Below are 26424 nucleotides of genomic sequence, written 5' to 3'. Positions count from 1 at the left end.
CAGACTCATTGAATGAGTGGCTCATCCACTGCCTGAGTGTGTTGACGCGCCGCCCCGTCGCCGGGTGGGCTTGGGCCGGACCGCACGAGAGGGGACGACCACGGTGGAGCCACTGCCCCGCGAGACCATCGTCGACCTACTGGAACGCCGCCTGCAGGAGGACATCCTGGGCGGCACCCACCCCGCCGGCAGCCTGCTGCCGCCCGAACAGCGCCTGGCCGAGGGCTACGGCGTCACCCGCACGACGGTGAAGCACGCCTTCGGCCGGCTCACCCAGGCCGGGCTCCTGGAGACCCGCCACGGCGTCGGCACCCGCGTCCGCGACTTCCTGCGCCTCGGCGGCGCGGATCTGCTGCCCATGCTCGTCCGGCACAACCCCGGATGGCTGGCGGACATCTTCGAGGTCCGGGCCGGCGTGGGCGCCTTGATCGCCGAGCGCGCGGCCGCCGCGGCCACCGCCCCGCAACGGGCCCGGCTGCGCACCCTCCTGGAGGCCGTCGCCGCGGCCGGCGGGCCGGACGCCGCCCAACTGGCCGACGCCGAGGTCCACCGCGCCCTCGCCCAGGCCACCGGCAACCGCGTCTACGTGCTGCTGACCAACACCCTGTTCGCCGCCTACCTGCCGCTGCGCGCCCGCCTCGTCGCGCCCTTCCGCGACCCGGGCGAGGCGGCCGCCCGCCTGGAGCCCCTCGTCACGGCGGTCGCCGACGGCGACGCGGCCGCGGCCCGCACGGCGGCCGGCGCGTACCTCGCCGAGACGCAGCGCATCATGCTGGAGGCACTGGAGGCGCCCTGAGCCCACCGTCCGCCGCCCGCCGGGCCGCTCGCACGTCGCGACGCCGGCGACGCCCCCGGTCCGCGCGGGCCGGGCGGGGCTCGGGGGCGGCGGGCCGGGGGGCGGGGTCAGCGGGCCTGGTCGGTGGGGCGGATCAGGATCTCGTTGACCGCGACGTGGTCGGGCTGGGTGACCGCGTAGAGGACGGCGGCGGCGACGTCCTCGGGCTGGAGCGTCCGCATGGACTCGGCCATGCTCTTCGCCATCGCCTGGATGGCCGGGTTCGTGATGTGGGACGTCAACTCGGTCGAGACGAAGCCCGGTTCGACGACCACGACCCGGACTCCCTGTTCGGTGACCTCCTGCCGGAGCGACTCGGCGAAGGCGGTGACGCCGAACTTGGTGGCCGAGTAGACGCCGCTCGCGGCGGTCGCCGTACGCCCCGAGGTCGAGGAGACCTGCACCACGGCCCCCTTGCGCTCCAGCAGGTGGGGCAGCGCGGCGTGGACCGCGTACATCGAGCCGAGCAGGTTGGTCCCGACCATCCGCGTCCACTCCTCGGTGTCCGCGCCGAGGATCGGCCCGCTGAGCATGACGCCCGCGTTGTTCACCAGGATGTCGAGGCCCCCGAAGCGTTCGACGGTCGCCGCCACCGCGTCCCGCACCGCCTGGTGGTCGGTGACGTCCAGGTCGAGGGCGAGCATGTCGCCGGGGGCGTCCCGCACGAGGTCCTCCAGCCGGTCGGCCCGCCGGGCCCCGACCGCGACCGCGGCCCCGGCCTCCGACAGGGCGAGGGCCGTGGCCCGGCCGATGCCCGAGGACGCGCCGGTGACGAGGACGACCTTGCCTTCGAGGGTGCTGTTCACGTTGTTCTCCCAGGTGTTCGTGTACGTGGTGCACGACCCGGGCGGAAGGTGACCGCCGGGTCATGTTGAGCGTAACAGCTAACCTGACCACTCGGTCACGTTGGTGGTAGGCTCCACACCTGGGAGGAGGCAGGCATGAGCGGTACGACGGCCACTCCGGGCCGGCGGGCGGACATGGTGCGCAATCGACGCCAGCTGCTCGAGGCGGCGACGGCGGCGTTCGCCGAGCACGGCGTCGACGTGCCGATCGGGGAGATCGCCCAGCGGGCCGGCCTCGCCAAGGGCACGGTGTTCCGGCACTTCGCCTCGAAGGAGGACCTCCTCGCGGCGATCATGCTCCAGTTGCTCGACCAGCTCATCGGCTCCGCCGACCGCCTCCTCGAGGCCGCCGACCCGGCGGTCGCGCTGCGGGAGTTCATGTCCGACGGCGTCGAGGCGCTCGCCACCGACCGGGCGTTCTGCGAGGTGATCGGCCGCCCCTCACTGCAGCACGCCGAGGTCCGGGACCGCATCGCCCTGCTCTGCGACGCCGCCGAGGCACTCACCGCCCGGGCGCGCGAGCGAGGCGCCGTGCGCGGTGACGTCACGGGCACCGACGTCGTCCTGCTGCTCGGCGGCATCCATCAGACCGCGGCACCCCTGCTGCCCGTGCAGCCCCAGGCCTGGCGCCGCTACCTCGCACTGGCCCTCGACGGGCTGGTAGCCACCGACGCCGGGCCCCTGCCGGAACCGCCGCCCGCGCGCCTGGAGATGACGGCGCCCACGACGGCGCCGTAGCGCACGCGCGCCCCAGCCCAACACCCGACACCCCTTCCCCAACCCCGGGAGACACCGGGGTCGTCGACGCATGCCCCGAAAGGGGTCTTGACTGCACCCACGCCGAAGAGAGAGCATTGCTCTCACAAGGAAGCGATGCTCTCGGATGGGATGACGACGATGACGCCGAAGCTGTTCCGTATGGGCCCGCCGCTGCGGGAACTGCACGAGGAGTACGCCAAGAAGGGCCGGCTGGACGAGCAGGCGCCGGTCAGGTCGACGAGCTCGGTGCGCGTGGACGCACCGGTCGCCGCGGTGTGGCGGCTCGTCAGCGACATGCACGGCTGGGACAGGTGGCGCTCCGACGCACGCGTCGTCGAGCTCGGGGCCGTCGAGCCCGACGCGCGCTTCCGTTGGAAGCTGCGGGGGACGCCCATCACGTCCACCTTCGCCGTGGTCGAGCCCGAGCGGGAGCTGACGTGGACGGGCGTGGCGATGGGCTGGATGAAGGCGATCGACCGGATGCGGATGGCGCCGGCGGAAGGCGGCGGCACGGTCGTCACGATCGAGGAGTCGCTCTCCGGGCCGCTGCTCACGCTCTTCTACGACAGCGCACGGCTCCGTGAGGGCCACGAGGAGATACTCCGCATGCTGAAGGCCGCCGCCGAGAAGGGCCGGGGCGGCGCGGAAGGCCAGAGCGGCGAGGAGGACCGGGGCGCCGAGAAGCGCCGGAGCACCGAACCGGCGGGGACCTAGGACGAAGGGACGACTGGCCCGGCCCGGCCCGGTTGGGGGATGCTCACCGCATGATCGAGCGCGAGGACGCGGTCCGGAGGGTCCAGGAGCACCTGGACCTGCACTTCCCGGGACGGATGGCGGTGGTGGAGGCCGAGGAGCACGAGTTGGTGTGGGTCGTGCTCTACCAGTCCGCGGAGTACGTCAGGACGGGCGACTCGCGGCACCTCCTGGCCGGCAACGGCCCCTACCTCGTGGACCGCGCCGACGGCCGGATGCACACGATCGGCCCGGTCGACTACCTCATGGGCGGATGGGAGGACGAGTACCGGGCCCGCGTCCGCGGACTGCCCGTGCGGACGGCGGTGGACGAGCTGGACGACCGCGTACGCGCGTCGGCGGCCGCCCGCGGCCGTGTGTTCGCCATGGTCGAGCTGCGTGAACGGATACCGGCGCTCGGCCCGGCCGAGGCCCTCGCCTACGTGACGGCCCTTCAATCCGGCAGCGCGCCTCCCCGGCGACCGCTGGCACTCGTCACGAAGGCGCTCGTGCCGCACCGGGAGCCCGTGATCAAGGCCGTCTCCGCCTGAACACCGGGACGCCGGCCAGGACGGGGGAAACCTGACCGGCGCCGATCGCGGTGCGGGGCCGTGGTGGCGGTCGCCCCCGGCAGGGGGCTCCGTGGGGCTTCAGCCGGACGATCGTCCCCACGGGCGGAATGATGAGGCCCGGGGTCACTGGCCCACTCACGGCACCCGCATCAAAGGGAACCGCGTCCCGGCCCGGATTGTTCCCGCGTCCCGGTGGTCCACAGCCGCGGAAGGCATGCCGGTGGTCCGCTGCGGGGAAGCGCGTTGCATGACGAAGACCGGTCTCCCGGAGGGCATCCGGGCCTGCCTGTTCGATCTCGACGGAGTGCTGACCAAGACCGCGGTCGTGCACGCCGCCGCCTGGAAGGAGGTGTTCGACGACTTCCTGCGCCGCCGGGAGGGCGCGGACTTCCGCCCCTTCGACAAGGTGTCCGACTACGACGAGTACGTCGACGGCCGCCCACGCGCGGATGGCGTACGGTCCTTCCTGGCCTCGCGCGGCATCGAGCTGCCCGAGGGTTCCGCGGACGACCCGCCCGAGCGCGAGACGGTGCAAGGGGTGGGCAACCGCAAGAACGAGATCCTGCTGGAGAAGATCCGCACCGAGGGGGTCGAGGCCTATCCGGGCTCCGTCCGCTACGTCAAGGCCGTACGGGCCGCCGGCCTGCGGACGGCCGTGGTGTCGTCCAGCGCCAACTGCCGCGACGTGCTGGTCTCGGTCGGCATCGAGGACCTCTTCGACGTCCGCATCGACGGCGTCGTCGCCGCCGAACGCAAGCTCCCGGGCAAACCCAACCCGGACACCTTCCTGGAGGCGGCGCGCGAGTTCGGGCTGGAGGCGAAGGCGGCGGTGGTCTTCGAGGACGCGCTGGCCGGCATGGACGCCGGCCGCTCCGGCCACTTCGGCTACGTCGTGGGGGTCGACCGGGTGGGCCAGGCCGACGCGCTGCGCGCGCACGGCGCGGACATCGTCGTACAGGACCTCGCCGAGCTGCTGGAGGCGGACGCGTGATCAGCCACTCCTCCTACATGGTCGAGCCGTGGTGCGTCCGCGAGACCGAGCTGGACCTCGAGGTGCTCGCCCAAAGCGAGTCGGTGTTCGCCCTGTCCAACGGACACGTCGGCTGGCGGGGCAACCTCGACGAGGGCGAGCCGCACGGACTGCCCGGCTCCTACCTGAACGGTGTCCACGAGCGCCACCCGCTGCCGTACGCGGAGGCGGGCTACGGCTACCCGGAGGCCGGCCAGACCGTCATCAACGTCACCAACGGCAAGATCATCCGGCTGCTCGTCAACGACGAGCCCTTCGACGTGCGCTACGGGCGGCTCGTCTCGCACGAGCGCGTCCTCGACCTGCGCGCCGGGCAGCTGCGCCGCAGCTGCGAATGGACCTCCCCGGCGGGCTGTTCCGTCCGGGTGACCTCGACCCGTCTGGTCTCCCTCACCCAGCGGTCCATCGCGGCCGTCGTGTACGAGGTCGAGGCCGTGGACGACGTGCGGCTGGTCGTCCAGTCCGAACTGGTGGCCAACGAGCAGCTGCCGAGGACCTCGGGCGACCCCCGGGTCTCCGCCGTGCTGGACTCCCCCCTGCAACCGGAGGAGAACCTCGCGCTGGACAACCGCCTGCGCCTGGTGCACACCACCTCGGTCACCGGGCTGCGGGTCGCGGTGGCGGCCGACCACGCCGTGGAGGGCCCGCCGTCCACCCGGAGCTTCAGCGAGAGCGGTGACGACACCAGCAGGCTCACCGTCACCTGCTCGCTGAAGGCCGGGGAGAAGCTGCGCCTGGAGAAGATGGTCTCCTACAGCTGGTCCCAGGTCCGCTCGCTGCCCGCCGTACGCGACCAGGTGGAGGCCGCGCTCGCAGGCGCCCGCAGCACCGGCTGGCAGGGGCTGTGCGACGAGCAACGCGACTACCTCGACACGTTCTGGTCGCGGGCGGACGTGGAGATCGACGGCGACGCCGAGATCCAGCAGGCGGTCCGCTTCGCCATGTTCCACGTCCTGCAGGCCGGTGCGCGCGCCGAACAACGGGCGATCCCGTCGAAGGGCCTGACGGGCTCGGGCTACGACGGGCACTCCTTCTGGGACACGGAGACCTTCGTCCTGCCGCTGCTCACCCTCACCTCGCCGGAGTCCGTCGCGGAGGCCCTGCGCTGGCGCCAGGCCACCCTGCCCGCCGCCCGGGAGCGCGCCCGCCAGCTCGGCCTGGAGGGCGCCGCCTTCCCCTGGCGCACCATCGACGGCTCGGAGGGCTCCAGCTACTGGCCGGCGGGAACCGCCGCGTTCCACATCAACGCGGACATCGCCGACGCCGTCATCCGCTACGTCTCCCTGACCGGCGACGAGGACTTCGAGCGTGAGACGGGCGTGGAGATCCTGGTGGAGACCGCCCGCATGTGGCACTCGCTGGGTCACCACGACCCGCACGGCAACTTCCACATCGACGGGGTCACCGGGCCCGACGAGTACAGCGCCATCGCGGACGACAACATCTACACCAACCTGATGGCGCAGGCGAACCTGCGCGCCGCCGCCGACATCGTGGAGCGTCACACCAAGGAGGGCGCCGCCCTCGGCGTCGACGACGAGGAGACCGCGGCGTGGCGCGACGCGGCCGCGGCGATGACCGTGCCGTACGACAGCGCGATCGGCGTCCACGAGCAGTCGGCGGGCTTCACCCGGCACCAGGCGTGGGACTTCACGACCACGCAGCCCGACCAGTACCCCCTGATGCTGCACTTCCCCTACTTCGACCTGTACCGCAGGCAGGTGGTCAAGCAGGCCGACCTGGTACTGGCCATGGTCAAGCAGCCGCAGGCCTTCGACGAGGAGCAGAAGGCCCGCAACTTCGCCTACTACGAGCCGCTGACCGTGCGGGACTCGTCCCTGTCGGCGTCGACGCAGGCCATCATGGCCGCCGAGGTCGGCCATCTGCGCCTCGCCTACGACTACCTGGGCGAAGCGGCGCTGATGGATCTGCACGACCTGGAGAACAACACCCGCGACGGCCTGCACATCGCCTCCCTCGCCGGCACCTGGGCCGCCCTGGTCGGCGGCTTCGGCGGGATGCGGTACCGGAACGGCTGCGCCGCCTTCGCGCCCCGGCTGCCGGAGAAGCTGCGGCGGCTCGCCTTCACGGTGCAGGTACTCGGACGGCGGCTGAAGGTGGAGATCACCGGCGCCGCCGCGACGTACACCCTCCTCGAGGGGGACCCGCTGGAACTGCGTCACTACGACGACCTGTTCAGCGTGGCCGTCGATCACCCGCAGACGCGCAAGGTGCCGACCCTCCCCAGCCGCACGGCTCCGGAGCAGCCCCCGGGCCGCAGCCCCCGGCACCGCTGACCCCGCGCCGGCCCGTCCGCGGCGCGGCGGGCCCCGGTCACGTGACCGGGGCCCGGCGCGGGTTCGGCGTCACCCGGGTCGGCCATCGCCCCCGGGGTGGTTCCAGGAGGTGGTGCCGGAGGTCCCGGGCGTCGCGGTCAGTGCCGGGAGGTGAGGGCGGTCTCCTCGGCGGGCGCGGCCCCGGTGACGACCCGGCCGGGCCGGCCGCCGCGGCGCTTCTCCAGCGCCGCGGAGACGACCGCGAGCACGAGGGCGGAGGCGGTCAGGACCGCCCCGACGAGGTTCGGCGAGGTGTAGCCGAATCCCGCGGCGATCACGACGCCGCCCAGCCAGGCGGAGAGCGCGTTGCCGAGGTTGAAGGCGCCGATGTTGACGGCCGAGGCCAGGGTGGGTGCGCCGGACGCCTGGTCCAGGACCCGCTTCTGCAGCGGCGGGACGGTCGCGAAGCCCAGGGCGCCGATGAGGAAGATCGTCGCACCGGCGGTGAACTCGTTGTGCGCGGTGAGGGCGAACAGCGCCAGTACGGCGGCCAGGGCGCCCAGCGCCGTGTAGAGCATCGGCATCAGGGCGCGGTCGGCGTACCTGCCGCCGATCAGGTTGCCCACGACCATGCCGACGCCGAAGAGCACCAGCAGCCAGGTGATGGAGGAGTCGGCGAAGCCGGTGACCTCGGTCATCATCGGCGCGATGTAGGTGATGGCCGCGAAGACGCCGCCGAAGCCGAGCACGGTCATGGCCATGGCCAGCAGGACCTGCACGTTGCGGAAGGCGCCCAGCTCGTGGCGCAGGTGCACGCCCTGCGGCTTCGGCATGTCGGGCACCAGCTTGAGGACACCGGCCAGGCCGACGACCCCGAGGCCTGCGACGACGAAGAAGGTCACGCGCCAGCCGGCGTGCTGCCCGATGAAGGTGCCGAGCGGTACGCCGACGACGTTGGCCACGGTGAGGCCGGCGAACATCATGGAGATCGCGCGTGCCTTCTTCTCCGGGGCCACCAGGTCGGCGGCGACGACCGAGCCGATGCCGAAGAAGGCGCCGTGGGTGAAGGAGGCGACGATGCGACCGGCCATCATCACGCCGAAGGCGGGTGCCAGGGCGGAGACCAGGTTGCCGAGCACGAACACGCCCATGAGCAGCATGAGCATGTTCTTGCGGGACACCTTGGTGCCGAGCAGGGTCATGATCGGCGCGCCGATCATGACGCCGAGTCCGTAGCCGGTCACGAGCAGGCCGGCGGTGGGGACGGAGACCCCGAAGTCGGTGGCGACCTCGGGCAGCAGGCCCATGATCACGAATTCGGTGGTCCCGATACCGAAAGCCCCGATGGCGAGGGCCAGGAGCGCGAGAGGCATGGCGGAGACCTTCCAGATGTTGCAGTGGCACCTAACGAGCGCTCACAATAATTGCAGACGCGCTATAACGTCAAGCGCTGGACATCTTCGGACGGCGGCATACCATGGCCAGTACGGGCGAACAGCCTGACCGCGCCCGCAGCCGCCGCACGAAGGGGACTTCGATGACCGCCACCGATCCGGCACTGACCGCCCTCGCCCAGGGGTGGCACGCCCTGTCGCTGCTGCACGGACGGATCGAGGGGCGGATCGAGAAGCAGCTGCAGACCCATCACGACCTGAGCGTGCGCGAGTACTCACTGCTCGACGTCCTCAGCCGCCAGCACGACGGCGAGGGGGGCCACCTGCAGATGCGCCAGGTCGCCGACGCCGTGGTGCTCAGCCAGTCGGCGACGACCCGCCTGGTCACCCGGCTGGAGGACCGCGGCCTGCTGGCCCGGTACCTCTGCCCCACCGACCGGCGCGGCATCTACACGGACGTGACCGAGGCCGGCCTCAAGCTGCTGGAGGAGGCCCGCCCGACCAACAACGAGGCGCTGCGCGCGGCGATGGACGAGGCGGCGCTCGTCCCGGAGCTCGCCCCCCTGGTCAAGGCGGTGGAGGACCTGCAGGGCGCGAAGGTCCCGGCTTCCTGAGCCGGGCATCCGCGAGCCCGGCATCCGCGTGCGAGGTTATGCGGCGTTTGCAATTAACCGCGTACGCAATTAATGTGGTCGTGGAGCACGGGAAGGGCGCGCGTCACCCGCCCCCTCCCGGGACGTCACCCGTCCGCACTCGCACCGGCGCCCGCCGCCGGCCGCGACGCGAAAGGATCAGCACCATGACCACCCCCACCCCGGACATCACCCTCAACAACGGCGTCACCATGCCGCAGCTCGGCTTCGGCGTCTTCCAGGTCCCCGACGCCGACACCGCGGCCGCCGTCACCTCGGCCCTGGAGAGCGGCTACCGCAGCATCGACACCGCGGCCGTCTACGGCAACGAGACCGGCGTCGGCCAGGCCCTCGCCGCCTCCGGCATCGCCCGCGACGAACTGTTCGTCACCACCAAGCTGTGGAACGCCGACCAGGGCTACGACAGCACCCTCGCCGCCTTCGACGCCTCCCTCGCCAAGCTCGGCCTCGACCACGTGGACCTCTACCTGATCCACTGGCCCGCACCCGCCCGCGACACCTACCTCGACACCTGGCGGGCCTTCGAGAAGCTGCACGCCGAGGGCCGCGCCCGGGCCATCGGCGTGTCGAACTTCCAGCCCGAGCACCTCCAGCGGCTGATCGACGACAGCGACGTCGTCCCCGCCGTCAACCAGGTGGAGCTGCACCCCCGGCTCCAGCAGGCCGAGCTGCGCGCCTTCCACGCCCGGCACGGCATCGCCACGGAGGCGTGGAGCCCGCTCGCCCAGGGCGCCCTGCTGAAGGACCCGGTCGTCACCGGCATCGCCGGGCGCCTGGGCAGGACCCCGGCCCAGGTGATCCTGCGCTGGCACCTGCAGATCGGCAACGTGGTCATCCCCAAGTCGGTGACCCCGGAGCGGATCCGCCAGAACATCGACGTCTTCGACTTCACGCTCTCCGACGCCGACATCGCGGCGATCACCGCCCTCGACACCGGCGCCCGCATCGGCCCGGACCCCGCCTCCTTCAACTGACCGCCGGGGGCGCGCGGGGCCGTCCCGTCCGCCGGACCGCGGGCCGCACCCCGCGACCCGGCGGGCCGGCCCGCCGGCGTCCCGGCTCAGGAGGCGGTGCGCTCCTCGATACGCCGCAGTGCCTGCTTGAGGTAACCGGCGAAGCGCGGGTAGTTCTCGCTCATCGGGAAGTGCCCGATCTCCTTCATCTCGATGAACTCGGCCCCGCGGATCTGCTCCGCGGTCCGGGCCCCGTCCGCGGGGGTGGTCAGGTAGTCGTACTCGCCGGTGAGCATGACGACCGGGCAGCGCTCCCCGTCGATCTCCCCCAGCCTGCCCCGCAGGTCGTGGTCGACGGAGTAGAAGTACAGGTCGCCCTTGAACGCCTCGGAGCCCTGGCTGTAGTAGAACCAGGTCGCCCAGCGGTCCGCGTCGGGCGACTGCGGGGCCATCAGGTCCCACACCCCGCTGGCGCAGACCTGCGCCGCGTTGGCGTGCGGGTGCTGCCACCAGTCGAGGTAGAAGCCCGGGGAGTAGTCGGCCCCCTCCACGGGGATCACCGCCTTGAAGCGGTCCGGGTGCCGCAGCGCCAGCTGCAGGGCCACGTTCCCGCCGAACGAGGAGCCCATGAAGATCGGGTCCTCCAGACCGAGCGCGTCGCAGAACGCGGTGATGAAGGCGACGTAGTGGTCGGCGGTGAGCTTGTACTCCTCCTTCCACCACTCCTTGTTCAGCGGCGGGTCCGACTTGCCGTGGCGCGCCAGGTCGTAGGCGATGACGCGGTGGTTCGCGGTGATCTCCTCGTCCTCCAGGAGGCCGCGCCACTGGTGGTTGTGGCAGCCGGCGGTGTGCTGGCACACCAGCGGCTGGCCCTGGCCGTTCTCCAGGTAGAAGACCTTGTACTGGACGTCCTCCACGTCGATCGTGACGTAGTGGCCGGTCACCGGCGAGATGCGGGAGGCGGTGCTCATGACGGGTCCTTTCGGCGGCGCGGGGCCGGAGCGGTGGTCAGCCCAGCGGGCCGGTGAGGCGGAGCAGTTCCAGCTGGCGGGTGAGGCAGCGCAGGTTCTGCATGAGCACCAGCAGGTCGCCCTCGAGCCGCATGTCCCGCTGGAAGCTGGCGGCCCAGATGCCGTGGTACATCGGCTTCGGCACCGGCGAGCAGAACTCCCGCCACGTCGCCGCACCGGCCCTGATGGCGAAGTCGTAGGCCGTGAGCGGCTCGGGGTCGACGACCAGGTCCTCCACCCGGCCGCGGTGCATGCGCACCAGGAAGGTGTGCCGTTCCATGTCCAGCAGATAGGTGCAGCTGAAGTACGCCCCGTGCGCCCGCAGCTCCGCGTCGCCGTCACTGAGCCGGCGGAACTCCTCCACGGGCCCCTGCGCCGTCGCCGTCGTCATGTCCACTCCTCACTGACGCCGATCATCGGCCCCCAGCTAACACACCGTCAGGCAGGTGCCGGACGCGGGCACGCCGGAACGTCCCCCGCACGGCGCGCCCACCGCTCACCACGGCCCCGCGCGGGAAGGCTGGGAGGTGGGCGGCCGCGCCGACGGCCGTCCGCCGGAGACCGGGACAGCCGAAGGAGCGGTACATGCGCATCGATCTCACCGGACGGACCGCCTTGGTGACGGGGTCGACGCAGGGCATCGGGGCGGCCATCGCCGCCGGCCTCGCGCGGGCGGGCGCCCGGGTCGCGGTCAACGGCCGCGACCAGGGAAGGGTCGACGAGGCCGTCGCACGGATGCGCGGCGAGGTCCCGGAGGGCGACTTCCTCGCGGTCGGCGCCGACGTCGCCTCACCGGAGGACGCCGCCCGCGTGTACGAGCAGGTGCCGGACGTGGACGTCCTCATCAACAACCTGGGCGTCTACGGGGCCGTGGACGCCCTCGACATCGACGACGACGAGTGGCGCCGCTACTTCGAGGTCAACGTGCTCGCCGCGGCCCGCCTCACACGGATGTACCTGCCCCGGATGCTCGAACGGGGCTGGGGCCGCGTCCAGTACATCGCCAGCGACTCCGCGGTCGTGACGCCGGCCGAGATGATCCACTACGGCATGTCCAAGACCGCGCTGCTCGCCCTCGGCCGCGGCTTCGCCAAGCGGGCCGCCGGAAGCGGGGTCACCGTCAACTCGGTGATCGCCGGCCCCACGCACACGGCGGGCGTCGAGGACTTCGTCCACCAACTGGTGGACCCCGGCCTCCCCTGGGACGAGGCACAGCGGGCCTTCATGCGCGAGCACCGCCCGCAGTCGCTGCTGCAGCGCCTGATCGAGCCGGAGGAGATCGCCAACATGGTGGTCTACCTCAGCTCCGACCTGGCGTCGGCCACCACCGGGGGCGCCCTGCGGGTCGACGGCGGCTACGTCGACGCCATCCTCCCCTGAGACCGCCTCCCGCTCAGGAGACCGTCGTCACGACGACGTGGCGGTCCAGGAGCAGCGGGACGATCCGCTCCAGCGCCAGCCTCCGGAAGTGGACGCTGCCGCGGTGTGCGTCCAGGGCCTCCTGGCCGGCGTACCGCTCGACCAGCACGATGTCGCCCTCCTCGCTCCCGTCGGGGCGGAAGGCCTGGTAGCCCAGGCAGCCCGGCTCCGCCCGGGAGGCGCCGACCAGCTCGGCGAGCGCGGCGCGGACGGCCTCGTGGTTGCCGGGGGCGGGGGTCCAGCGGGCGATCACGACGATCTGGCCGGGTCGCGCGTCGTCCAGCGGCCGGCTGTCGGCGGGGATGTCACCCATGGCTTCGCTCACCTCACGTCCGGGGTGCCGGGGGGCCGTCGGCCGGCCCGGGCCCGCCCAGTGGGACGGCGCCCCTGCCCCCACAGGATAACGATCATGACGTGCGCACGGGACGCGGAGGACCGGCGCTCCCCCGGCGGCGGACGTGACGGGAGAGCGCCGGCACGCGGGCTCAGCCCGCCAGCGCGCCGTGGAGGGCTTCGAGGCCGTCGCGGTAGATGCCGGTGAACAGCTCGACCACCTCCGCCTCGCCGGCCCCCTCCGGGACGAACCGGCCGCTCCACACGACCTCGGCGACCTCCGGCTGTCCGGGCACGGCGTGGACCCGCAGGTCGGAGACGTACCCGGTCACGGGGAAGGGTGCTTCCAGGAGCGCGTACGCGTAGTGCCGCTCGGCTTCGCTGAAGGCCACCATGCGCTCGACGATCACGTCCCCCTCAGGGGTGCGGAGCCTGCGGGCCCGCCCGCCCTCCAGCGGGGCGCTCTCAGGGATGAACGGGAGCCAGTCGGGCAGCGCGTGGAAGCCGCCGATCAGGTTCCAGACGCGTTCGGGCGACGCGGGTACGACACGACTGACCGAGGTGGAGGCCATGGGTCTTCTCTCCTTGGCTTGCGGGGTCGGGCGGGAGCGCTTCAGGCGCCGTTCGGGAGCGGAGCGGCGGGGCTGACGAGGCCGGAGGCGCGGAGGTCGGTCCAGAACGCGGCCGGGACGTCCTCGTGGAGCGCGGCGATGTCCTCGGCGATGCGGCCCGGCTTGGTGGCACCGGGGACGGCGGCGACGGCCACCGGGTGTGCGAGGGAGAACTGCAGGGCCGCGGCCTTGACGCTCACCCCGTGGCGGGCCGTGATCTCCTTGATGCGCCGTACGCGCTCGACGACCTCCGGGGGCGCGTCCTGGTACTCGAAGTGGGTGCCGCCGGCGAGGACCCCGGAGCTGTAGGGGCCACCGACGACCATGCCGACGCCCTGTTCCTGCGCCTTGGGCAGCAGCCGCTCCAGCGGGCGCGCGTGGTCCAGCAGGGTGTAGCGGCCGGCGAGCAGGAACCCGTCGGGCTGCGGCTCGTCCAGGTCGAGCGTCAGCTCGATGGGCTCGACCCGGTTCACGCCGAGGCCCCAGGCCTTGATGACGCCCTCGTCGCGGAGCCGGGACAGCACGCGGAAGGCGCCGGTGCGGGCCTCCTCGAACTTGCTCAGCCAGAGGTCGCCGTGGAAGTCCTGGGCGATGTCGTGCACCCAGACGATGTCCAGGCGGTCCACGCCGAGGCGCTTCAGGCTGCCCTCGATCGACCGCTCGGTCGCGTCGGCGGTCCACTCGTGGAGCATCGCGTTCGGACGGCCGTGCTCGAACAGCCCGCCCTTCTCGCCGAGGTCGCGGGCGCCCGGCTCGGGCTCGTCCAGGACGACCCGCCCGACCTTGCTGGCCAGCACGTACTCGTCGCGGGGCCGCCGCGAGAGCAGCTCGCCGAGCCGCAGTTCCGCGAGGCCCGCTCCGTAGAAGGGGGCGGTGTCGTAGAAGCGGATGCCCTGGTCCCAGGCGGCTTCCAGGGTCGCGTTCACCTCCTCCTCGGGAATGGCCCGGAACATGTTGCCGAGGGGGGCGGTGCCGAAGCCGAGGCGGCCGGGGATGAGTTCCTTGAGCGACATGGTGTGCCTTTCGGCGGCCGTGCGCGGGGCGCGGGGTGCTCCACCGCGGGGGCCGGGGTTGTGAGGGGATCGCCTCCGGGTGCCCGGAGGCCGGGCGTTCGCCGGGGGCGCGACCGGACGGGGCGTGCACCACGTCCGGCGCCTGACGGGATCTAACATTACTTGCAGACGCCGACTAATGCAAACGCGTGATACCTGCGCGGTCCGAATGTCGCCTGTTGGCCGGCGTACGGGAATTAATCGGCGTGTGCAATTATTGATTGAGCCTGTAGGGCGCAGGCGCATGAACGATGTACCGACTCGTCGCCGCGCGACCCGGCCCCGACCGCCTCCCGAGGAGACAGCTTCGTGACCACCACCCTGTTCGAGCCCTTCACCCTCCGGTCGCTGACCGTCCCGAACCGGATCTGGATGGCAGCCATGTGCCAGTACAGCGCGGCCCCGGACGGCGAGCAGGCGGGCGTGCCGAACGACTGGCACTTCACGCACCTCGCGGCACGGGCGGCGGGCGGCACCGGCCTGATCATCACCGAGGCCACCGCCGTCAGCCCCGAGGGCAGGATCAGCCCGTACGACCTCGGCATCTGGAACGACACCCAGGTCGAGGCGTTCCGGCGGATCACCGCGTTCCTGAAGTCCCAGGGCACCGTGCCCGGCATCCAGCTCGCGCACGCCGGTCGCAAGGCCTCCACGGAGCGGACCTGGGTCGACCGCGGCGCCCCTCTCCCCCCGGGCGAGCGGCACGGCTGGACGCCGGCCGGCCCCAGCGCCGTCCCGTTCGACACCGGCTCCACCACGCCGGAGGAGCTCAGCACCGAGCAGATCGGCCGGATCGTCGCGGACTTCGCCGACGCCGCCCGGCGCGCCCTTGACGCGGGGTTCCAGGTCGCCGAGATCCACGGGGCCCACGGATACCTCATCAACCAGTTCCTTTCCCCGCACAGCAACCGCCGCACCGACGGATACGGCGGGGACTTCGAGGGCCGCACCCGCTTCGCCCTGGAGGTCGTCGAGGCCGTCCGCGCCGTGTGGCCGCAGGACCTGCCGGTCTTCTTCCGGATCTCCGCGACCGACTGGCTGAGCGAGAACGCCGACGACGACCGCGAGGGCTGGACCGGCGACGACACCGTGCGCCTCGCCAAGGAGCTGCAGGCCCGCGGCGTCGACCTGATGGACGTCTCCACCGGGGGCAACGCCCCCAACGCGAAGATCGTCGCGGCCCCCGACTACCAGGTGCCGTTCGCCGAGCGCGTCCGCAACGAGACCGGAATGCCGGTCGCCGCGGTCGGTCTCATCACCGAGCCCGACCAGGCGCAGGCCGTCGTCGGCTCCGGCAAGGCCGACGCCGTCCTCCTCGGCCGCGAGCTGCTGCGCGACCCGTACTGGGCGCGTCACGCGGCCGCGGCGCTGGGCGGGCAGGTCAACACCCCGGTTCAGTACCACCGCGCCTGACCGCCGTAACGCGGCCCGGAGCCGCCCGCCCCGGTCCCGCGCGTCCGTCCCGTCGCCGTCCCCGTCGCACCGTCGTGCGGCGGGGACGGCTCGTCGCGGGCACGGCGCGGTACGCGGAAACCACGTTGCGCGGCGCCGCACGGCGCGAGGAGCATCGCGTCCGTCATCCACCGCCGGCACACGAGGTTCTGGGACGTGACCTACACACTGCGTGAGTACACCCCGGCCGACGAGACCTCCTGGCTGCGCTGCAGGGTGCTCTCGTTCCTGGGCACCGCCTACTACGACGACGTCGACCGCGCCAAGCCGCCCGTCCCGGCGCCGGGGCTGGAACTCGTCGCCGTCGACGGGGCGGGGACGGTCGTCGGCATCATGGACACCGCCGTCGACGCCGGGCTGGCGACCATCGACACCGTCGCCGTCCACCCCGACCACCAGCACCGCGGCCTCGGCCGCGCCCTCCTGCACCGCACCCGGGCCGAGGTCCGGGTGCGCGGCGCGTCCACCCTCGACGCCTGGACCCGCGACGACCCGGCCACCCTCGCCTGGTACCGGGCCGTGGGCTTCGCCGAGAGCGACCACTACCTGCACGTCTACGCCCACCGGTACACCGATCCCGCCGAACCGGACCGCGCGATCCTCACCCCTCGCCCCGGCCTGCGCCTCATGGCCGCGTTCCTGCACGCCGGGCTGGAGGACGAGGCCCGCATGCGCGCCGAGTTCAGCCGGGTCCACGTGTGCCGCCGCTTCTCCATGACGGCCTGACGCCCCGGCGCGCGGCGCCGCCGGTCAGTGTGGGGCCGCTGTCGCCGTCGGCGCTGCGGCCCGCCGGGCCGGGCGTCGAGGGGCTACGGGTGGTGCTCCGACCCACCAGGCTCGGTCGCCCTGCCACAGCGGGTCCGGCGGCGGTGCCGAGCCTCGCGGGTGGGGAACGACGAGTTCGCCGAGGATCGCCCTGGTGCCGTGCGCGAGGAACACCGTGCGTCGCAGGGCGGAGCCGAGCCGCACAGCCGTACGAAATCGAGGCGCGGCCGGGCAGGGGTTCCGGCACGATGGTCGCCCATGAGTCACGTCCTGCACGACCTGGCCGGCAACCCTTCGCTGCCGCGCGAGTTGGTCGACCGGCTGATCGCGACCGCGGGCGCTGAACTCGCCGATGCGCTCGCCGGCCGGGCCGACCTCACCCGGGCGCAGGTGGCGGTGCTCGCCGCCCGCGGCGAGGACGCGGCGCTGCAACTGGCGTACGCGGGACGTCTTGCCCCGGCCGCCGTCGATCCCGTCACCCAACCGCTCGTCGCGCTCGCCCTGCTCGGCGAGCGCGGGGGACCACCGGAGTGGGCGCGTCTGCTCGCCCGCGCGAGGTCCGTCGAGCACCGGGAGAAGCTGGCCGAGTGCCCCGATCTGCCGGAGGACGTCGCATGTACCCTCGCGGCCGACCCGGAGGTCCGGGTGGTCGCGGAACTCGCGCTCCGGACGACATCCGGGCTGCTCGGCCGCCTGGCGGAGCATCCGCACGCGGAGGTGCGCCGCGCGGTCGCGGTCAACGAGGCGACCCCACCGGAGGTGCTGGCTGCCCTCCTCGACGGTGACGCGCTGCCGCCGGCCCGGTCCTGCCACGTGTGCGAGGGCGAGCCGGTCCCGCCCTGGGAACACTGCGAGGGTGTGCACGAGTCCACCGTCCACGCGATGTGGTACGCCGCACTGGGCAACCCGGCCACGCCCGCGGCGGCCGCCACGCCTTTCACCGCCCACCCCTCCTGGCTGCTGCGCCGGGAACTGGCGGCCCGGACCGACCTGCCACCGCAGGCGTACACGCGGCTCGCCGCCGACCCCGACCCCCGGATCAGGGCGCGGCTCGCGGACAACCCGGCGATCGGTGAGGCACTGATCCGCACACTGGCCGCGGACGACGACGATGACGTCCGGCAACGGACGGCGCACAACCCGGCCGTCCCGCTGGACGTCCTGTGCCGCCTCGTCGCCGGCGTGCGGACCGGTTCCGCCCCGCTGCCGCGCGTCGCCTCCGCCTCCCCCGCCGAGCTCGCGGAGTTGGCCGCCTCGCCGGACCCCGCCGTACGGATGCTCGCGGCCCGGCGCAGCGATCTGCCGGACGGCATCCGCGACGCGCTGGCCCGCGACCGGGACGCCAAAGTGCTGGCCGCCGTCGCGTCCCATCCGGGCCTGACCGAGGACCGGTTGGCGGCGATGGTCGACCGGCACGGCGTGCGCGTCGCTGCCGCCGTGGCGGCGAACCCCGGCGCGACCGCGGCCCTGCTGGAGCGGCTGGCCCGCCGGCGGCCCCCGGCCCGCAAGGCACTGCGCGAGATCGCCCGGCACCCGCACGCGACGGCCGCGGCGCTGGTCGCATGCCTGGACGACCGCCGGGCACGGCTCATCGCCGCCGGCCATCCGGCGCTGCCACCCGCGGTGATCGCCGAACTGCTCGCGGACGACGACTGGCAGGTGGCCGGCGCCGCGGCCGCCAACCCGTCGCTGCCGGTGGCGGAGATGACGCGCCTGGTGCACCTGTCCCCGCCGGCCGCACGGCGCTAGCCTCGGGGTCCATGATCGTATGGCTCAACGGAACCCACGGCGCGGGCAAGACGACGACCAGCGCGCTCGTGCAGCAGCTCATCCCGGATTCACGCGTGTTCGACGCCGAGAAGGTCGGCGAGACGCTCATGGACATCACGCCGGGACTGCCCGAGATGGGCAACTTCCAGCACTGGCCGCCATGGCGGCCGCTCGTCGTCGAGACCGCCCGCCGGGTGCTCGACTACACGGGGGGCACCTTGGTGATGCCCATGACGGTCCTGGTCGAGGAGTACTGGCGCGAGATCAGCGCCGGGCTCGCCGACCATGCCATCCCGGTACGGCACTTCGTCCTCCACGCCGACCAGGAGACCCTCCGTGCGCGCATCGAAGGCGACACCGTGCTCGGTCCCTCCTCCTTCCGCCGCACGTACCTCGAGCCCTACGCCGAGGCGGCCCGTACCTGGCTGCACAGCGCGGCCGAGGTCGTCGACACCACACACCTGACGCCCGCCCAGGCAGCCCGGCGGATCGCGGAGTCCGTCGGCAACTGAGTCGACGAGGAAGTCGAGCCACCGGCACTCGTGGGCAGGGCGTGCCGGATACTGCCGGAGTGCTGTTGACATCCATCGCGGAGATCGCGCACGAGCCGTTGGTGCTGGAGCCGGCCGACCGGCGTGCGGAGTGGGAGGCGAACACCTGGTGGCTGGGCGCGGAGGAGGCGGACCGGCGGACGCTGTCCGTGTCCGAAGTGGTCGCCGCCTTCGAGCGCGTCGCCGGCCGTGTGCGGGGCCGTATCCGCGCGTCAGGTTACGCCGGGGTGGCGACGTTCTACGTCTGGCATGACGAGCAGGCCGGCCAGTTGCGGTGCTCGACCGGGTCGGTGGCCGCGGACGAGCTGCCGTTCGGCGGCCACTACGCGCCCACCCGCGATCTCGGTCGTGTGGTCGAGGGCTTCCTGCGCGACGAGGATCCGGGCACGACCGGCCGGCCGGAGCCGGCGCCCTTCCCCGTGTGGATCAGTGAGGTCGGATTGGCCGCACCCTGATTCGCCCGGCCCCGCCGCACGCCCGGCCCCGCCGGTGCGGCTCAGAACTCGAACTCGACGTAGTCGATGTCGGTGAAGTCGACCTGCAGGCCCTGGGCGCGGCGGCCGCGGTCCTTGAAGTAGATCTCCTGGAGGCCCTCGGCCGCGATGGCGCGCAGCCGGTCCTCGCCGGCGCCCGCGGACTGGGCGTCGAAGAGGCGGGCAGCGTAGTCCGGGGGCAGGGCCTGGGTGACGAGGCGGATGCGGGCGTCGTCGGTGGAGCCCGGGGCGGCCGTGAAGCCGAAGCGGGCGCGGGTTTCGATGACGATGCCGCCGGTGGTGGCCGCCCGCTGCCGCGCGCGCTCGCGGACGCGGGGCTGCCACCGCCTGCGGACCTCCGCCTCGAGGCGGGCGGCGAGGTCCTTGCGCGGTCGTTTGATCTGGCCGGTCAGGTAGCGCTCGACGGTGCGCTGCGAGACGCCGAGCAGCGCGGCCACGGCCCTGGTGCCCTTATCCTGCTTGACCAGGAAACGCATCTGGGCCTGCGCCGACTTGGGCACGGGCCGCGTGAGGGTCTTCGCCGTGGCCTTGTCGAGGCCGTCGCCGAGCATGCCCACCGGGCTCTCCTACTCTCCGTCGAATGCGGCGTCGCCGCCCTTGATGTGGCGGGCGGGGTTGTGGCCGTCCTCGAGCAGTTCCACGGCCCACATCAGGGACTGGGTGCCCTCGTGCTTGACCATGCCGGGTGAGACGCCGAGGCGGAAACCGCCCGGCAGCGGCTTGTCCTCCGGTGTGCGCGGCAGGAAGTCCAGCGGTCCCGGGCCGTCGGACAGGTACACGGCGCAGTCGGACAGCACGGCGACCGGGAAGAGGCCCGCGGAGGCGAACTTGACCATCTTGCGGTGCATGTTGACGCGCGCGGTCGCGATGACGGCGGCGCGGATGTCGGGACGCCACGTGGGCCGGTCGAGTGCGGGCCAGCGCTCCCCCGGACGGTAACCGGCGCCCTGGGGACGCTCGCGGAGCTTGCCGATGCCGCCCTTGACGGTGGCCTTGACGGCCGAGAGGAGGGCGGCGCGGGTCGGATCGGTCTCCTTGTGGTGTTCCATCGCGGCGAGGAAGTCGGCCTCCGGCATGCCGGCGACGACGCCGAGTTCGGCCATCGTGGCCAGGTAGGCGTCGCGCAGCCGGCCGTACCATGCGTCGAGGTAAGCGCCGTGTTCGGGGCGGACGTACGCCTCGGCCGGGCGCACCTCGTACCCGAGTTCGACGGCGTAGGCCACGGTCGGGGTGGCGTACCAGGCGGGGCCCTCGGGGCGGGTGCCGGCCGGGGTGAACGGGTTCGGCAGCCGCGGGTCGACGTCGACGTGCGAGAGGTCGACGAGCCAGGATCCGGGCAGCGACGTGTCGAACTCCGGGGCGCGTACGTGGACGGCGGCGCCCAGGCCGACGTTCAGCCGGTTCGCGGCCGCGGCGAACGCCATGTTGACGTCGATCCCGACCGCGTACTTCCGGGCGCACTCGTCGTCGGTGAGCAGTTGCGGGTCCCGGATCCACTCGAAGGCCTCCTCGTCGAGGACCTCCTCCGGGGTGCGGCGGTGCCCGCGCGCGAACCGCGAGGCGACGACCGGGTGTTCGTCGGGGGCCTCGGGCGGTGCCGGGTCGACGGGCTCCGCCAGCGCGCCGGGGTTCCGTCCGGAGACCCAGGCACCGGTGGACTGGTCCCTGACGGCCCGGGTCGGCGGGCGCAGGGCCGTCATGAGCTCCAGGCCGCTCACGGCGGTGGAGCCCCTGGGGGTGATGACGCGGTGCGCGTAGTCCGTGAGCAGCTGCGCCAGTTCGGGGGGCGGCAGGTGTTCCGCGTCGCCCCAGGAGCGGCTGTCGAAGGCGCCCCAGGGAAGGACGGCGAACTGCACGCACTGGCGCGTGCCGTCCTGCGCCGGGCGGTAGACGCGGGCCCAGGGGCCGAATCCGCGGCGGGTGAGCTGCCATTTGGCGCGGGTGATCTGGCGGACGACCTTGTGGTCGGCGGGCAGGCGCAGGGTCCGGCGGTCCTCCAGGACGGCGGGCAGGCCGAGGCGTTCGGCGGCCTGGGCCGTCAGGACGACCAGCGGGTCGGCGTCCTTGCCGTTGCGGTGCAGCCGCGGCGCGCCGAGCTTCGCCTCGGCGAGCGTCCAGGTGACGAGCGACGGGAGGTCCGTCGCCGGGCACGGCAGCAGGAGACCGCCCGCGCAGTGGGCGGTGCCGTCGCCGTCCAGCACGGCGAGCGGGCCGTGGGCGAAACGCGGATCCGGCGCGGCGGGTTCGGGCGCCGCTTCCCTACGGGCGCGGGCCGGCGCCGGCCGCACGGGCGCAAGGTCCGGCACGGGCGCGGGGGCAGGGGCGGGGTCCGGCACGGGTGCTGGGTCCGGCACGGGTGCAGGCGCGGGGGCGGGAGCCGAGACGGGGACAGGTTCCGGGGCTCCGAGTTGAGCGGCGATGCCGTCCAGCAGCTTGGCGTACGCGGCACGGGTGGCACCCTGCGGTTCGCTGCGGCCGGCCTCCCACCCGGCCACGGTCGTCCGGGTCACGTCCAGCGCCTCGGCGACCTCGGCCTGGGTCAGGCCGTACTCGGTGCGCAGCCGGGCGCGTTCGGCGGGATCGGGCAGGCGGGTCCGCCGCGGCCCCGACTTCAGGAGGGCGTCGACGGGATCGGACGTGCTGGCCATGCGGCGGTGGGCTCCTTCGCTGCTTCAGTCCCGGCCGGTTCCGGCGGCGCGGTGGGGTTCCGCGTCGAGGAACTCGCGCAGGTGCTGCCCCGTGAGGATACGGGCCGGGTTGCGCCCCGGGGGCAGGGGCAGCCTGCGGCCCAGGGCCCAGCGGAAGCGCCGTGCGGGTGCCAGGTCGAAGAGGTACCTGCCCCCGCTCCGGTCGTCGGAGCGGCTGCCGCGGATCTCGAACGCGCCCACGCAGACCCCGCCGTCGACGAACGCCAGCAGGAAGTCCCCGTGCTGGGCGACCGTCCGGGCCGAGAAGCGCCACGCCCGGGCCGCGCTCTCCTCGACGGTGCGGCCGTCGCGCAGCGCCTGCCGTACGTCCACCGCCAGCATCCCCGGCCCTCCTTCCGCGCGTCCGCCCGCCCGCCGGCCCGTTCCTTCCCGGCTTCGACGCACTTTATCGGCCGATAAAACAACCGGCCGTGACCGACGCGCCGGTGAGGGCGGCCGACGTAGGCTGTGGCCCGTGGACGACCTCCTGGGCTGCCTGGCCCTCGCCGCCGTACTGGCCGTGGTCATGGGCGCGTTCGCCTGGCTCGCGCGGGTGATCCGGCGCCGCGGAGTCGCCGGGCACGCGGTGACCGCCGCGCTCGCCTCCTACGAGGAGGCGTTCCGCGTCACGTCCTACGAGGCGCACCAAGAGATCCGCACCCAGGCCCGACGCAAGCTGCCCGTGGAGTCGCCGGACGACCCGTGGCGCCCTGCCCGGGCGACCCTCGCGGCCCGCCCGGCCACCCGCTCCGCGCGGGGTCCGCGCGGGTGGGCCCGCCGCCTGCGGCGCCGCCGCTGACCGGTCACGGCGCCTGCGCCGCCCCGCCGTCGGCGTCGCGCAGACGCAGGACGGAGACGCCTTCGCCGGGTACACCCTGACGGGCCGCCCGGCGGAGCCGGGCAGGGGTGTCGCCCGCCGCGAGCCGGAAGGAGCGGCCGAAGGCGGACTCGGAGGCGTAGCCCACGGAAGCGGCGACGGCGGAGACCGGTTGCTCGGTCTCCGTGAGGAGTTCCGCGGCGAGGAGCATGCGCAGCCGCATCAGGAACTCCCCGGCGTTCATCCCGGTCTCCCGGCCGAAGTGCCGGATGAAGGTGGCCCGCGACATGGAGTTGAGCGCGGCGAACTTCTCGATGCCCCAGTCGTGGGCGGGGTCGCGCAGGACGGCGTCGGTGACGGTCCGTACGACGCCGCGGGTGGAGGCGAGCCACGCCACCCGGCCCACGCCGGACACCCCGCGCAGGGCCAGCGTCAGCAGCACGTCGCAGAGGGAGTCGAGGACCGCCTCCGTGCCCGGCCCCGCCGTGCGGGCCTCGTCGCGCATGAAGGCGCTGAGCAGCGCCAGGGGGCTGCCCGGCCCGGCGCCGAGCGGCACGTGCAGCACCTCGGGCAGCATGCCCATGAGCACCTGGCCCGCGCCCCGCTCCCACGTGTAGTGGCCGCAGAAGAGGTCGACGGGCACCACGTCGCCGACCGGTCCTGTCCCGCTCAGCAGGGCGTACGGGCCGACGTCGTGGTGCTCGACGGAGGTGGCCGGGCCGGGGCCGTGCGTGTGGACGCGGTGCGCCGTGCCGCGCGGCAGGAGCACCATGTCGCCCGCCCGCAGGTCGATGCTCCGGTCGGGCAGTTCGAGGGTGCACTCCCCTTCCAGCAGCAGGTGGAAGGGGGAGCTGCCGGTGCCGCCCGCGGGGTTGTCCATGGTGTGGCTCCCGGCGATCAGGCAGCGGATGTCGACGCTGCCTCGCAGCCGGGCGAGGTGGACCACGCGGCTCAGGGTGTCCATGAGACTTTCTCGATAGAAATCGGTACTCACTGATCTTGGCATCTCGACCGGCGGGCGGCAAGGTGGTCGCCATGGAAAACATGCATGTCGATCTCCTCGTGATCGGATTCGGCAAGGGCGGCAAGACCCTGGCGGGGCGGATGGGCCGTCTCGGCCGGCGCGTCGCGATCGTCGAGCAGTCGGACTCGATGTACGGCGGCACCTGCATCAACGTGGGGTGCGTACCGACCAAGGCACTGATCCACCGGGCCGGCGAGCGCCGCCCGGACGATCCGCCGGAGGAGGGCTTCCGTAACGCCGTGCACAGCACGACCCGGCTGACGGACGCCCTCCGCGCGAAGAACTTCGAGATGCTCGACACCGTCGACTCCGTCACGGTCGTCACGGGCCGAGCCCGGTTCGTGGACGCGAAGACGGTGGAGGTCAGCGCCGGCGCCGACCGGCTGCTCGTCACCGCGGACACCGTCGTCGTCAACACCGGCGCCGAGCCGGTCGTCCCCGACGTCCCGGGGCTGCGCACCAGCGCGTACACCAGGACCAGCACCGACCTGGTGCGCGACCCGCGGCGTCCGGCCCGCATGCTGATCCTCGGCGCGGGCTACCTGGGACTGGAGTTCGCCGGGATGTACCGCGCGTTCGGCACCGAGGTGACCGTCCTGGAGGCGGGTGCGCGCGTGCTGCCGCGTGAGGACGAGGACGTCGCGGGCGCCGTGGCGTCCGTGCTGACCGAGGAGGGCGTCACCATCGTGACGGGGGCGACGGTCACGGGCGTCACGGACGCGGCGGACCACGCCACCGTGCACTACCGCGTCGACGGGCAGGAACGGACGGCCGACGTCGACGCCGTGCTGGTCGCGGCCGGGCGCAGGCCCGCCACCGCGGGGCTCGGCCTCGAGGAGGCCGGCATCCTGACCACGGCGTCGGGTGCCGTCGCCGTGGACGAGTACCTGCGCTCCAGCCAGCCGCACGTCTTCGCCGTCGGTGACGTCAACGGCGGGCCCCAGTTCACCTACATCTCGCTCGACGACAGCCGGATCGTCCACGACCAGCTGGCCGGCGCCGGCACGCGCACCACCCGGGACCGCGAGGCCGTGCCGTACACCCTCTTCACCACGCCCCCGCTGTCCCGCGTCGGGCTCACGGAGCAGCAGGCGCGCGAGCAGGGCTACGCGGTCGCGATCGCCGAGAAGGCGGTCGCCGACATCGCCGCGATGCCCCGGGCGAAGATCGTCGGGGAGACGCGGGGGGTGATGAAGTTCGTCCTGGACACGGCGACGGACCGGGTGCTCGGCGCGGCCCTGTTCAGCGTGGACTCCCAGGAGCTGATCAACACCGTCGCGCTGGCCATACGGCACGGGGTCACGGCGACCGAGCTGCGCGACGCGATCTACACGCACCCGAGCTCGACCGAGGCCTTCAACGAGGTGCTGGCCACCGTCAGGTGAGCCGGTGGGGCCCCGCCGTCGCCGGCGCCTTTTGAGGCGAACCGCACATTGCCGGACAATGTCGGCAGGACGCGGTCACCGCACCGGCGGCAGCGGGGCCCACCGACCACGGGAGGGCGTCATGCCTTCGTACGTGCACACCACGGCACCGACCCGGTACGTCGAGGTGGACGGGGAGCGGTACGCCCACCGCCGGTTCGGCGCCGGGAGCGGCACGCCCCTGCTGATGCTGCCGCACTTCCGCGCGGGCATGGACCACTGGGACCCGCTCGTCACGGACGGTCTCGCCGCGGACCGGCCGGTGATCCTCTTCGACAACGCCGGGGTGGGGAACTCCGGCGGCCGGACACCGGAATCGGCGGAGGGCTTCGCCACGAACACCGCGGCCTTCCTGCGGGCCCTGGACGTCCCCCGCGTCGACCTGCTGGGCTTCTCGCTGGGCGGCTACGTGGCCCAGGCGCTCGTCCTGGCCCGTCCCGAACTGGTGCGCCGCCTGGTCCTGGCCGGAACGAAGCCGCGCGCGGGCGAGACGGCGGGCGTCGGCGAACGCGTCGCGGAGGTGTCCGCCCACGAGCTCCTGACGGAGGAGGACTACCTGTACCTCTTCTTCGACGACTCCCCCGGCGGCCGGCGGGCGGGCCGGGAGTTCTGGGCGCGCCGTCACGAACGGACGGTGGACGCCGACGCCGAGTCGGGACCGGAGAGCGTGCGGGCACAGCAGACGGTACGGGCGGACTGGAACACCCCGCGGGGCGAGCGGTTCTCGGAGCTGCGACGCGTCACGCAGCCCACGCTCGTGGTCAACGGCAGCGACGACATCATGGTCCCGACCGTCAACTCGTGGATCCTCGCGCGGACCATCCCGCACGCGCAGCTCGTCATCTACCCGGACTCGGGCCACGGGGCGCTGTTCCAGTACCCCCGGCTCTTCTGCGCCCACGTCGCGCGCTTCCTGGACAGCGAACCGCCCTTCACCTGAGGTCGAGCGGACCCGGCGCCTTCGGC

General features: G+C 73.1%; 28 protein-coding genes. 17 read left to right on the top strand and 11 right to left on the bottom strand.

What is annotated here, in order from left to right:
• Positions 1 to 103 precede the first annotated feature (103 nt).
• Positions 104 to 796, top strand: a complete 693-nt coding sequence (locus ABZ479_RS19065; protein WP_500462658.1) for a FadR/GntR family transcriptional regulator — start codon at positions 104 to 106, stop codon at positions 794 to 796.
• A 107-nt stretch (positions 797 to 903) separates the two neighbouring features.
• On the opposite strand, the gene ABZ479_RS19060 is transcribed toward ABZ479_RS19065, so the two are convergent.
• Complete coding sequence (locus ABZ479_RS19060) at positions 904 to 1641, bottom strand: SDR family NAD(P)-dependent oxidoreductase (protein WP_500462657.1); 738 nt, start codon at positions 1639 to 1641, stop codon at positions 904 to 906.
• Positions 1642 to 1776: 135 nt separating this feature from the next.
• On the opposite strand from ABZ479_RS19060, the gene ABZ479_RS19055 reads away from it, so the two are divergent.
• From ABZ479_RS19055 to ABZ479_RS19035, 5 genes are all read left to right on the top strand, one after another.
• The gene (locus tag ABZ479_RS19055) at positions 1777 to 2418 is read left to right on the top strand and encodes a TetR family transcriptional regulator (RefSeq protein ID WP_500462656.1); all 642 of its coding nucleotides are present in this window, start codon (positions 1777 to 1779) and stop codon (positions 2416 to 2418) included.
• Positions 2419 to 2577: 159 nt separating this feature from the next.
• A complete protein-coding gene (locus ABZ479_RS19050) occupies positions 2578 to 3153 on the top strand; it encodes an SRPBCC family protein (RefSeq protein ID WP_500462655.1) in 576 nt (191 codons plus the stop codon).
• A 50-nt stretch (positions 3154 to 3203) separates the two neighbouring features.
• Complete coding sequence (locus tag ABZ479_RS19045; protein WP_500462654.1) at positions 3204 to 3722, top strand: YrhB domain-containing protein; 519 nt, start codon at positions 3204 to 3206, stop codon at positions 3720 to 3722.
• Positions 3723 to 3990: 268 nt separating this feature from the next.
• The gene (locus tag ABZ479_RS19040) at positions 3991 to 4734 is read left to right on the top strand and encodes an HAD family hydrolase (protein ID WP_500462653.1); all 744 of its coding nucleotides are present in this window, start codon (positions 3991 to 3993) and stop codon (positions 4732 to 4734) included.
• Entirely contained in the window at positions 4731 to 7070 is a 2340-nt protein-coding gene (locus ABZ479_RS19035) for a glycoside hydrolase family 65 protein (protein WP_500462652.1), read from the top strand. The genes ABZ479_RS19040 and ABZ479_RS19035 overlap by 4 nt, the downstream gene beginning before the upstream one ends.
• Before the next feature lie 137 nt (positions 7071 to 7207).
• Here the strand turns inward: ABZ479_RS19035 and ABZ479_RS19030 are convergent, their stop codons facing one another.
• Positions 7208 to 8422: an MFS transporter gene (locus ABZ479_RS19030; protein WP_500462651.1), complete on the bottom strand. Its 1215-nt coding sequence runs from the start codon at positions 8420 to 8422 to the stop codon at positions 7208 to 7210.
• Positions 8423 to 8586: 164 nt separating this feature from the next.
• On the opposite strand from ABZ479_RS19030, the gene ABZ479_RS19025 reads away from it, so the two are divergent.
• Positions 8587 to 9057 carry a MarR family winged helix-turn-helix transcriptional regulator gene (locus ABZ479_RS19025; RefSeq protein WP_500462650.1) on the top strand — a complete coding sequence of 157 codons (471 nt, stop codon included), beginning with the start codon at positions 8587 to 8589 and terminating at the stop codon, positions 9055 to 9057.
• A gap of 185 nt (positions 9058 to 9242) precedes the next feature.
• The gene (locus ABZ479_RS19020) at positions 9243 to 10070 is read left to right on the top strand and encodes an aldo/keto reductase (protein WP_500462649.1); all 828 of its coding nucleotides are present in this window, start codon (positions 9243 to 9245) and stop codon (positions 10068 to 10070) included.
• A gap of 86 nt (positions 10071 to 10156) precedes the next feature.
• Here the strand turns inward: ABZ479_RS19020 and ABZ479_RS19015 are convergent, their stop codons facing one another.
• On the bottom strand, positions 10157 to 11020 hold the full coding sequence (locus tag ABZ479_RS19015; protein WP_391579787.1) for an alpha/beta fold hydrolase: 864 nt from the start codon (positions 11018 to 11020) through the stop codon (positions 10157 to 10159).
• A 37-nt stretch (positions 11021 to 11057) separates the two neighbouring features.
• On the bottom strand, positions 11058 to 11450 hold the full coding sequence (locus tag ABZ479_RS19010) for a hypothetical protein (RefSeq protein WP_499605246.1): 393 nt from the start codon (positions 11448 to 11450) through the stop codon (positions 11058 to 11060).
• 194 nt (positions 11451 to 11644) lie between these two features.
• Here ABZ479_RS19010 and ABZ479_RS19005 point away from each other — a divergent pair, with 194 nt between their 5' ends.
• Complete coding sequence (locus ABZ479_RS19005) at positions 11645 to 12439, top strand: SDR family NAD(P)-dependent oxidoreductase (RefSeq protein WP_500462648.1); 795 nt, start codon at positions 11645 to 11647, stop codon at positions 12437 to 12439.
• Positions 12440 to 12452: 13 nt separating this feature from the next.
• Here ABZ479_RS19005 and ABZ479_RS19000 read toward each other — a convergent pair whose 3' ends face one another.
• The 3 genes from ABZ479_RS19000 to ABZ479_RS18990 form a co-directional block, all read right to left on the bottom strand.
• A complete protein-coding gene (locus tag ABZ479_RS19000) occupies positions 12453 to 12791 on the bottom strand; it encodes a putative quinol monooxygenase (RefSeq protein ID WP_500462647.1) in 339 nt (112 codons plus the stop codon).
• A gap of 172 nt (positions 12792 to 12963) precedes the next feature.
• On the bottom strand, positions 12964 to 13383 hold the full coding sequence (locus tag ABZ479_RS18995; RefSeq protein ID WP_500462646.1) for an SRPBCC family protein: 420 nt from the start codon (positions 13381 to 13383) through the stop codon (positions 12964 to 12966).
• A 41-nt stretch (positions 13384 to 13424) separates the two neighbouring features.
• Complete coding sequence (locus ABZ479_RS18990; RefSeq protein WP_500462645.1) at positions 13425 to 14435, bottom strand: aldo/keto reductase; 1011 nt, start codon at positions 14433 to 14435, stop codon at positions 13425 to 13427.
• A 348-nt stretch (positions 14436 to 14783) separates the two neighbouring features.
• Between ABZ479_RS18990 and ABZ479_RS18985 the strand changes: the two genes are divergently transcribed.
• The 5 genes from ABZ479_RS18985 (at position 14784) to ABZ479_RS18965 (ending at position 19467) form a co-directional block, all read left to right on the top strand.
• Positions 14784 to 15887, top strand: a complete 1104-nt coding sequence (locus ABZ479_RS18985; RefSeq protein WP_500462644.1) for an NADH:flavin oxidoreductase/NADH oxidase — start codon at positions 14784 to 14786, stop codon at positions 15885 to 15887.
• A gap of 195 nt (positions 15888 to 16082) precedes the next feature.
• Complete coding sequence (locus ABZ479_RS18980) at positions 16083 to 16652, top strand: GNAT family N-acetyltransferase (protein ID WP_500462643.1); 570 nt, start codon at positions 16083 to 16085, stop codon at positions 16650 to 16652.
• 297 nt (positions 16653 to 16949) lie between these two features.
• On the top strand, positions 16950 to 18440 hold the full coding sequence (locus tag ABZ479_RS18975) for a hypothetical protein (RefSeq protein WP_500462642.1): 1491 nt from the start codon (positions 16950 to 16952) through the stop codon (positions 18438 to 18440).
• Between the two features lie 11 nt (positions 18441 to 18451).
• The gene (locus ABZ479_RS18970; RefSeq protein WP_500462641.1) at positions 18452 to 18973 is read left to right on the top strand and encodes a P-loop nucleotide/nucleoside kinase family protein; all 522 of its coding nucleotides are present in this window, start codon (positions 18452 to 18454) and stop codon (positions 18971 to 18973) included.
• Between the two features lie 59 nt (positions 18974 to 19032).
• Positions 19033 to 19467, top strand: coding sequence for a hypothetical protein (locus tag ABZ479_RS18965; RefSeq protein WP_500462640.1), 435 nt, complete (start codon positions 19033 to 19035; stop codon positions 19465 to 19467).
• Positions 19468 to 19508: 41 nt separating this feature from the next.
• Here the strand turns inward: ABZ479_RS18965 and tpg are convergent, their stop codons facing one another.
• Genes tpg through ABZ479_RS18950 form a run of 3 tightly spaced genes read right to left on the bottom strand, consistent with a single transcriptional unit; the run spans position 19509 to position 22535 of the window.
• Positions 19509 to 20057, bottom strand: coding sequence for a telomere-protecting terminal protein Tpg (tpg, locus tag ABZ479_RS18960; protein ID WP_500462781.1), 549 nt, complete (start codon positions 20055 to 20057; stop codon positions 19509 to 19511).
• Positions 20058 to 20072: 15 nt separating this feature from the next.
• Positions 20073 to 22154: a telomere-associated protein Tap gene (gene tap / locus ABZ479_RS18955; RefSeq protein WP_500462639.1), complete on the bottom strand. Its 2082-nt coding sequence runs from the start codon at positions 22152 to 22154 to the stop codon at positions 20073 to 20075.
• A gap of 24 nt (positions 22155 to 22178) precedes the next feature.
• Positions 22179 to 22535, bottom strand: a complete 357-nt coding sequence (locus tag ABZ479_RS18950; RefSeq protein ID WP_500462638.1) for a hypothetical protein — start codon at positions 22533 to 22535, stop codon at positions 22179 to 22181.
• A gap of 133 nt (positions 22536 to 22668) precedes the next feature.
• Between ABZ479_RS18950 and ABZ479_RS18945 the strand changes: the two genes are divergently transcribed.
• On the top strand, positions 22669 to 22992 hold the full coding sequence (locus ABZ479_RS18945; protein ID WP_500462637.1) for a hypothetical protein: 324 nt from the start codon (positions 22669 to 22671) through the stop codon (positions 22990 to 22992).
• A gap of 4 nt (positions 22993 to 22996) precedes the next feature.
• On the opposite strand, the gene ABZ479_RS18940 is transcribed toward ABZ479_RS18945, so the two are convergent.
• On the bottom strand, positions 22997 to 23974 hold the full coding sequence (locus tag ABZ479_RS18940; protein WP_500462636.1) for an AraC family transcriptional regulator: 978 nt from the start codon (positions 23972 to 23974) through the stop codon (positions 22997 to 22999).
• Between the two features lie 71 nt (positions 23975 to 24045).
• Here ABZ479_RS18940 and ABZ479_RS18935 point away from each other — a divergent pair, with 71 nt between their 5' ends.
• Both ABZ479_RS18935 and ABZ479_RS18930 read left to right on the top strand, forming a co-directional pair.
• Entirely contained in the window at positions 24046 to 25419 is a 1374-nt protein-coding gene (locus ABZ479_RS18935; RefSeq protein ID WP_500462635.1) for an FAD-dependent oxidoreductase, read from the top strand.
• Between the two features lie 121 nt (positions 25420 to 25540).
• Positions 25541 to 26398 carry an alpha/beta fold hydrolase gene (locus ABZ479_RS18930; RefSeq protein WP_500462634.1) on the top strand — a complete coding sequence of 286 codons (858 nt, stop codon included), beginning with the start codon at positions 25541 to 25543 and terminating at the stop codon, positions 26396 to 26398.
• The last annotated feature ends 26 nt before the right edge of the window (positions 26399 to 26424 follow it).

It is taken from the genome of Streptomyces sp. NPDC005722 (genome assembly GCF_040630935.1).
Lineage (GTDB): Bacteria > Actinomycetota > Actinomycetes > Streptomycetales > Streptomycetaceae > Actinacidiphila.
Note: the sequence above shows the minus strand (reverse complement) of the source record. Positions and strands in the feature narration are given on the sequence as shown.

Excerpts from the sequence above, each read along its gene's own strand:
- tap (WP_500462639.1), bottom strand. The coding sequence starts at position 22,154 with ATGGCCAGCACGTCCGATCCCGTCGACGCCCTCCTGAAGTCGGGGCCG.
- ABZ479_RS18935 (WP_500462635.1), top strand. The coding sequence starts at position 24,046 with ATGGAAAACATGCATGTCGATCTCCTCGTGATCGGATTCGGCAAGGGC.
- ABZ479_RS19030 (WP_500462651.1), bottom strand. The coding sequence starts at position 8,422 with ATGCCTCTCGCGCTCCTGGCCCTCGCCATCGGGGCTTTCGGTATCGGG.
- ABZ479_RS19000 (WP_500462647.1), bottom strand. The coding sequence starts at position 12,791 with ATGGGTGACATCCCCGCCGACAGCCGGCCGCTGGACGACGCGCGACCC.
- ABZ479_RS19025 (WP_500462650.1), top strand. The coding sequence starts at position 8,587 with ATGACCGCCACCGATCCGGCACTGACCGCCCTCGCCCAGGGGTGGCAC.
- ABZ479_RS18990 (WP_500462645.1), bottom strand. The coding sequence starts at position 14,435 with ATGTCGCTCAAGGAACTCATCCCCGGCCGCCTCGGCTTCGGCACCGCC.
- tpg (WP_500462781.1), bottom strand. The coding sequence starts at position 20,057 with ATGCTCGGCGACGGCCTCGACAAGGCCACGGCGAAGACCCTCACGCGG.
- ABZ479_RS19005 (WP_500462648.1), top strand. The coding sequence starts at position 11,645 with ATGCGCATCGATCTCACCGGACGGACCGCCTTGGTGACGGGGTCGACG.
- ABZ479_RS18975 (WP_500462642.1), top strand. The coding sequence starts at position 16,950 with ATGAGTCACGTCCTGCACGACCTGGCCGGCAACCCTTCGCTGCCGCGC.
- ABZ479_RS19015 (WP_391579787.1), bottom strand. The coding sequence starts at position 11,020 with ATGAGCACCGCCTCCCGCATCTCGCCGGTGACCGGCCACTACGTCACG.
- ABZ479_RS18940 (WP_500462636.1), bottom strand. The coding sequence starts at position 23,974 with ATGGACACCCTGAGCCGCGTGGTCCACCTCGCCCGGCTGCGAGGCAGC.
- ABZ479_RS19055 (WP_500462656.1), top strand. The coding sequence starts at position 1,777 with ATGAGCGGTACGACGGCCACTCCGGGCCGGCGGGCGGACATGGTGCGC.
- ABZ479_RS19010 (WP_499605246.1), bottom strand. The coding sequence starts at position 11,450 with ATGACGACGGCGACGGCGCAGGGGCCCGTGGAGGAGTTCCGCCGGCTC.
- ABZ479_RS19020 (WP_500462649.1), top strand. The coding sequence starts at position 9,243 with ATGACCACCCCCACCCCGGACATCACCCTCAACAACGGCGTCACCATG.
- ABZ479_RS18950 (WP_500462638.1), bottom strand. The coding sequence starts at position 22,535 with ATGCTGGCGGTGGACGTACGGCAGGCGCTGCGCGACGGCCGCACCGTC.
- ABZ479_RS19045 (WP_500462654.1), top strand. The coding sequence starts at position 3,204 with ATGATCGAGCGCGAGGACGCGGTCCGGAGGGTCCAGGAGCACCTGGAC.
- ABZ479_RS18930 (WP_500462634.1), top strand. The coding sequence starts at position 25,541 with ATGCCTTCGTACGTGCACACCACGGCACCGACCCGGTACGTCGAGGTG.
- ABZ479_RS18970 (WP_500462641.1), top strand. The coding sequence starts at position 18,452 with ATGATCGTATGGCTCAACGGAACCCACGGCGCGGGCAAGACGACGACC.
- ABZ479_RS19040 (WP_500462653.1), top strand. The coding sequence starts at position 3,991 with ATGACGAAGACCGGTCTCCCGGAGGGCATCCGGGCCTGCCTGTTCGAT.
- ABZ479_RS18995 (WP_500462646.1), bottom strand. The coding sequence starts at position 13,383 with ATGGCCTCCACCTCGGTCAGTCGTGTCGTACCCGCGTCGCCCGAACGC.
- ABZ479_RS19050 (WP_500462655.1), top strand. The coding sequence starts at position 2,578 with ATGACGCCGAAGCTGTTCCGTATGGGCCCGCCGCTGCGGGAACTGCAC.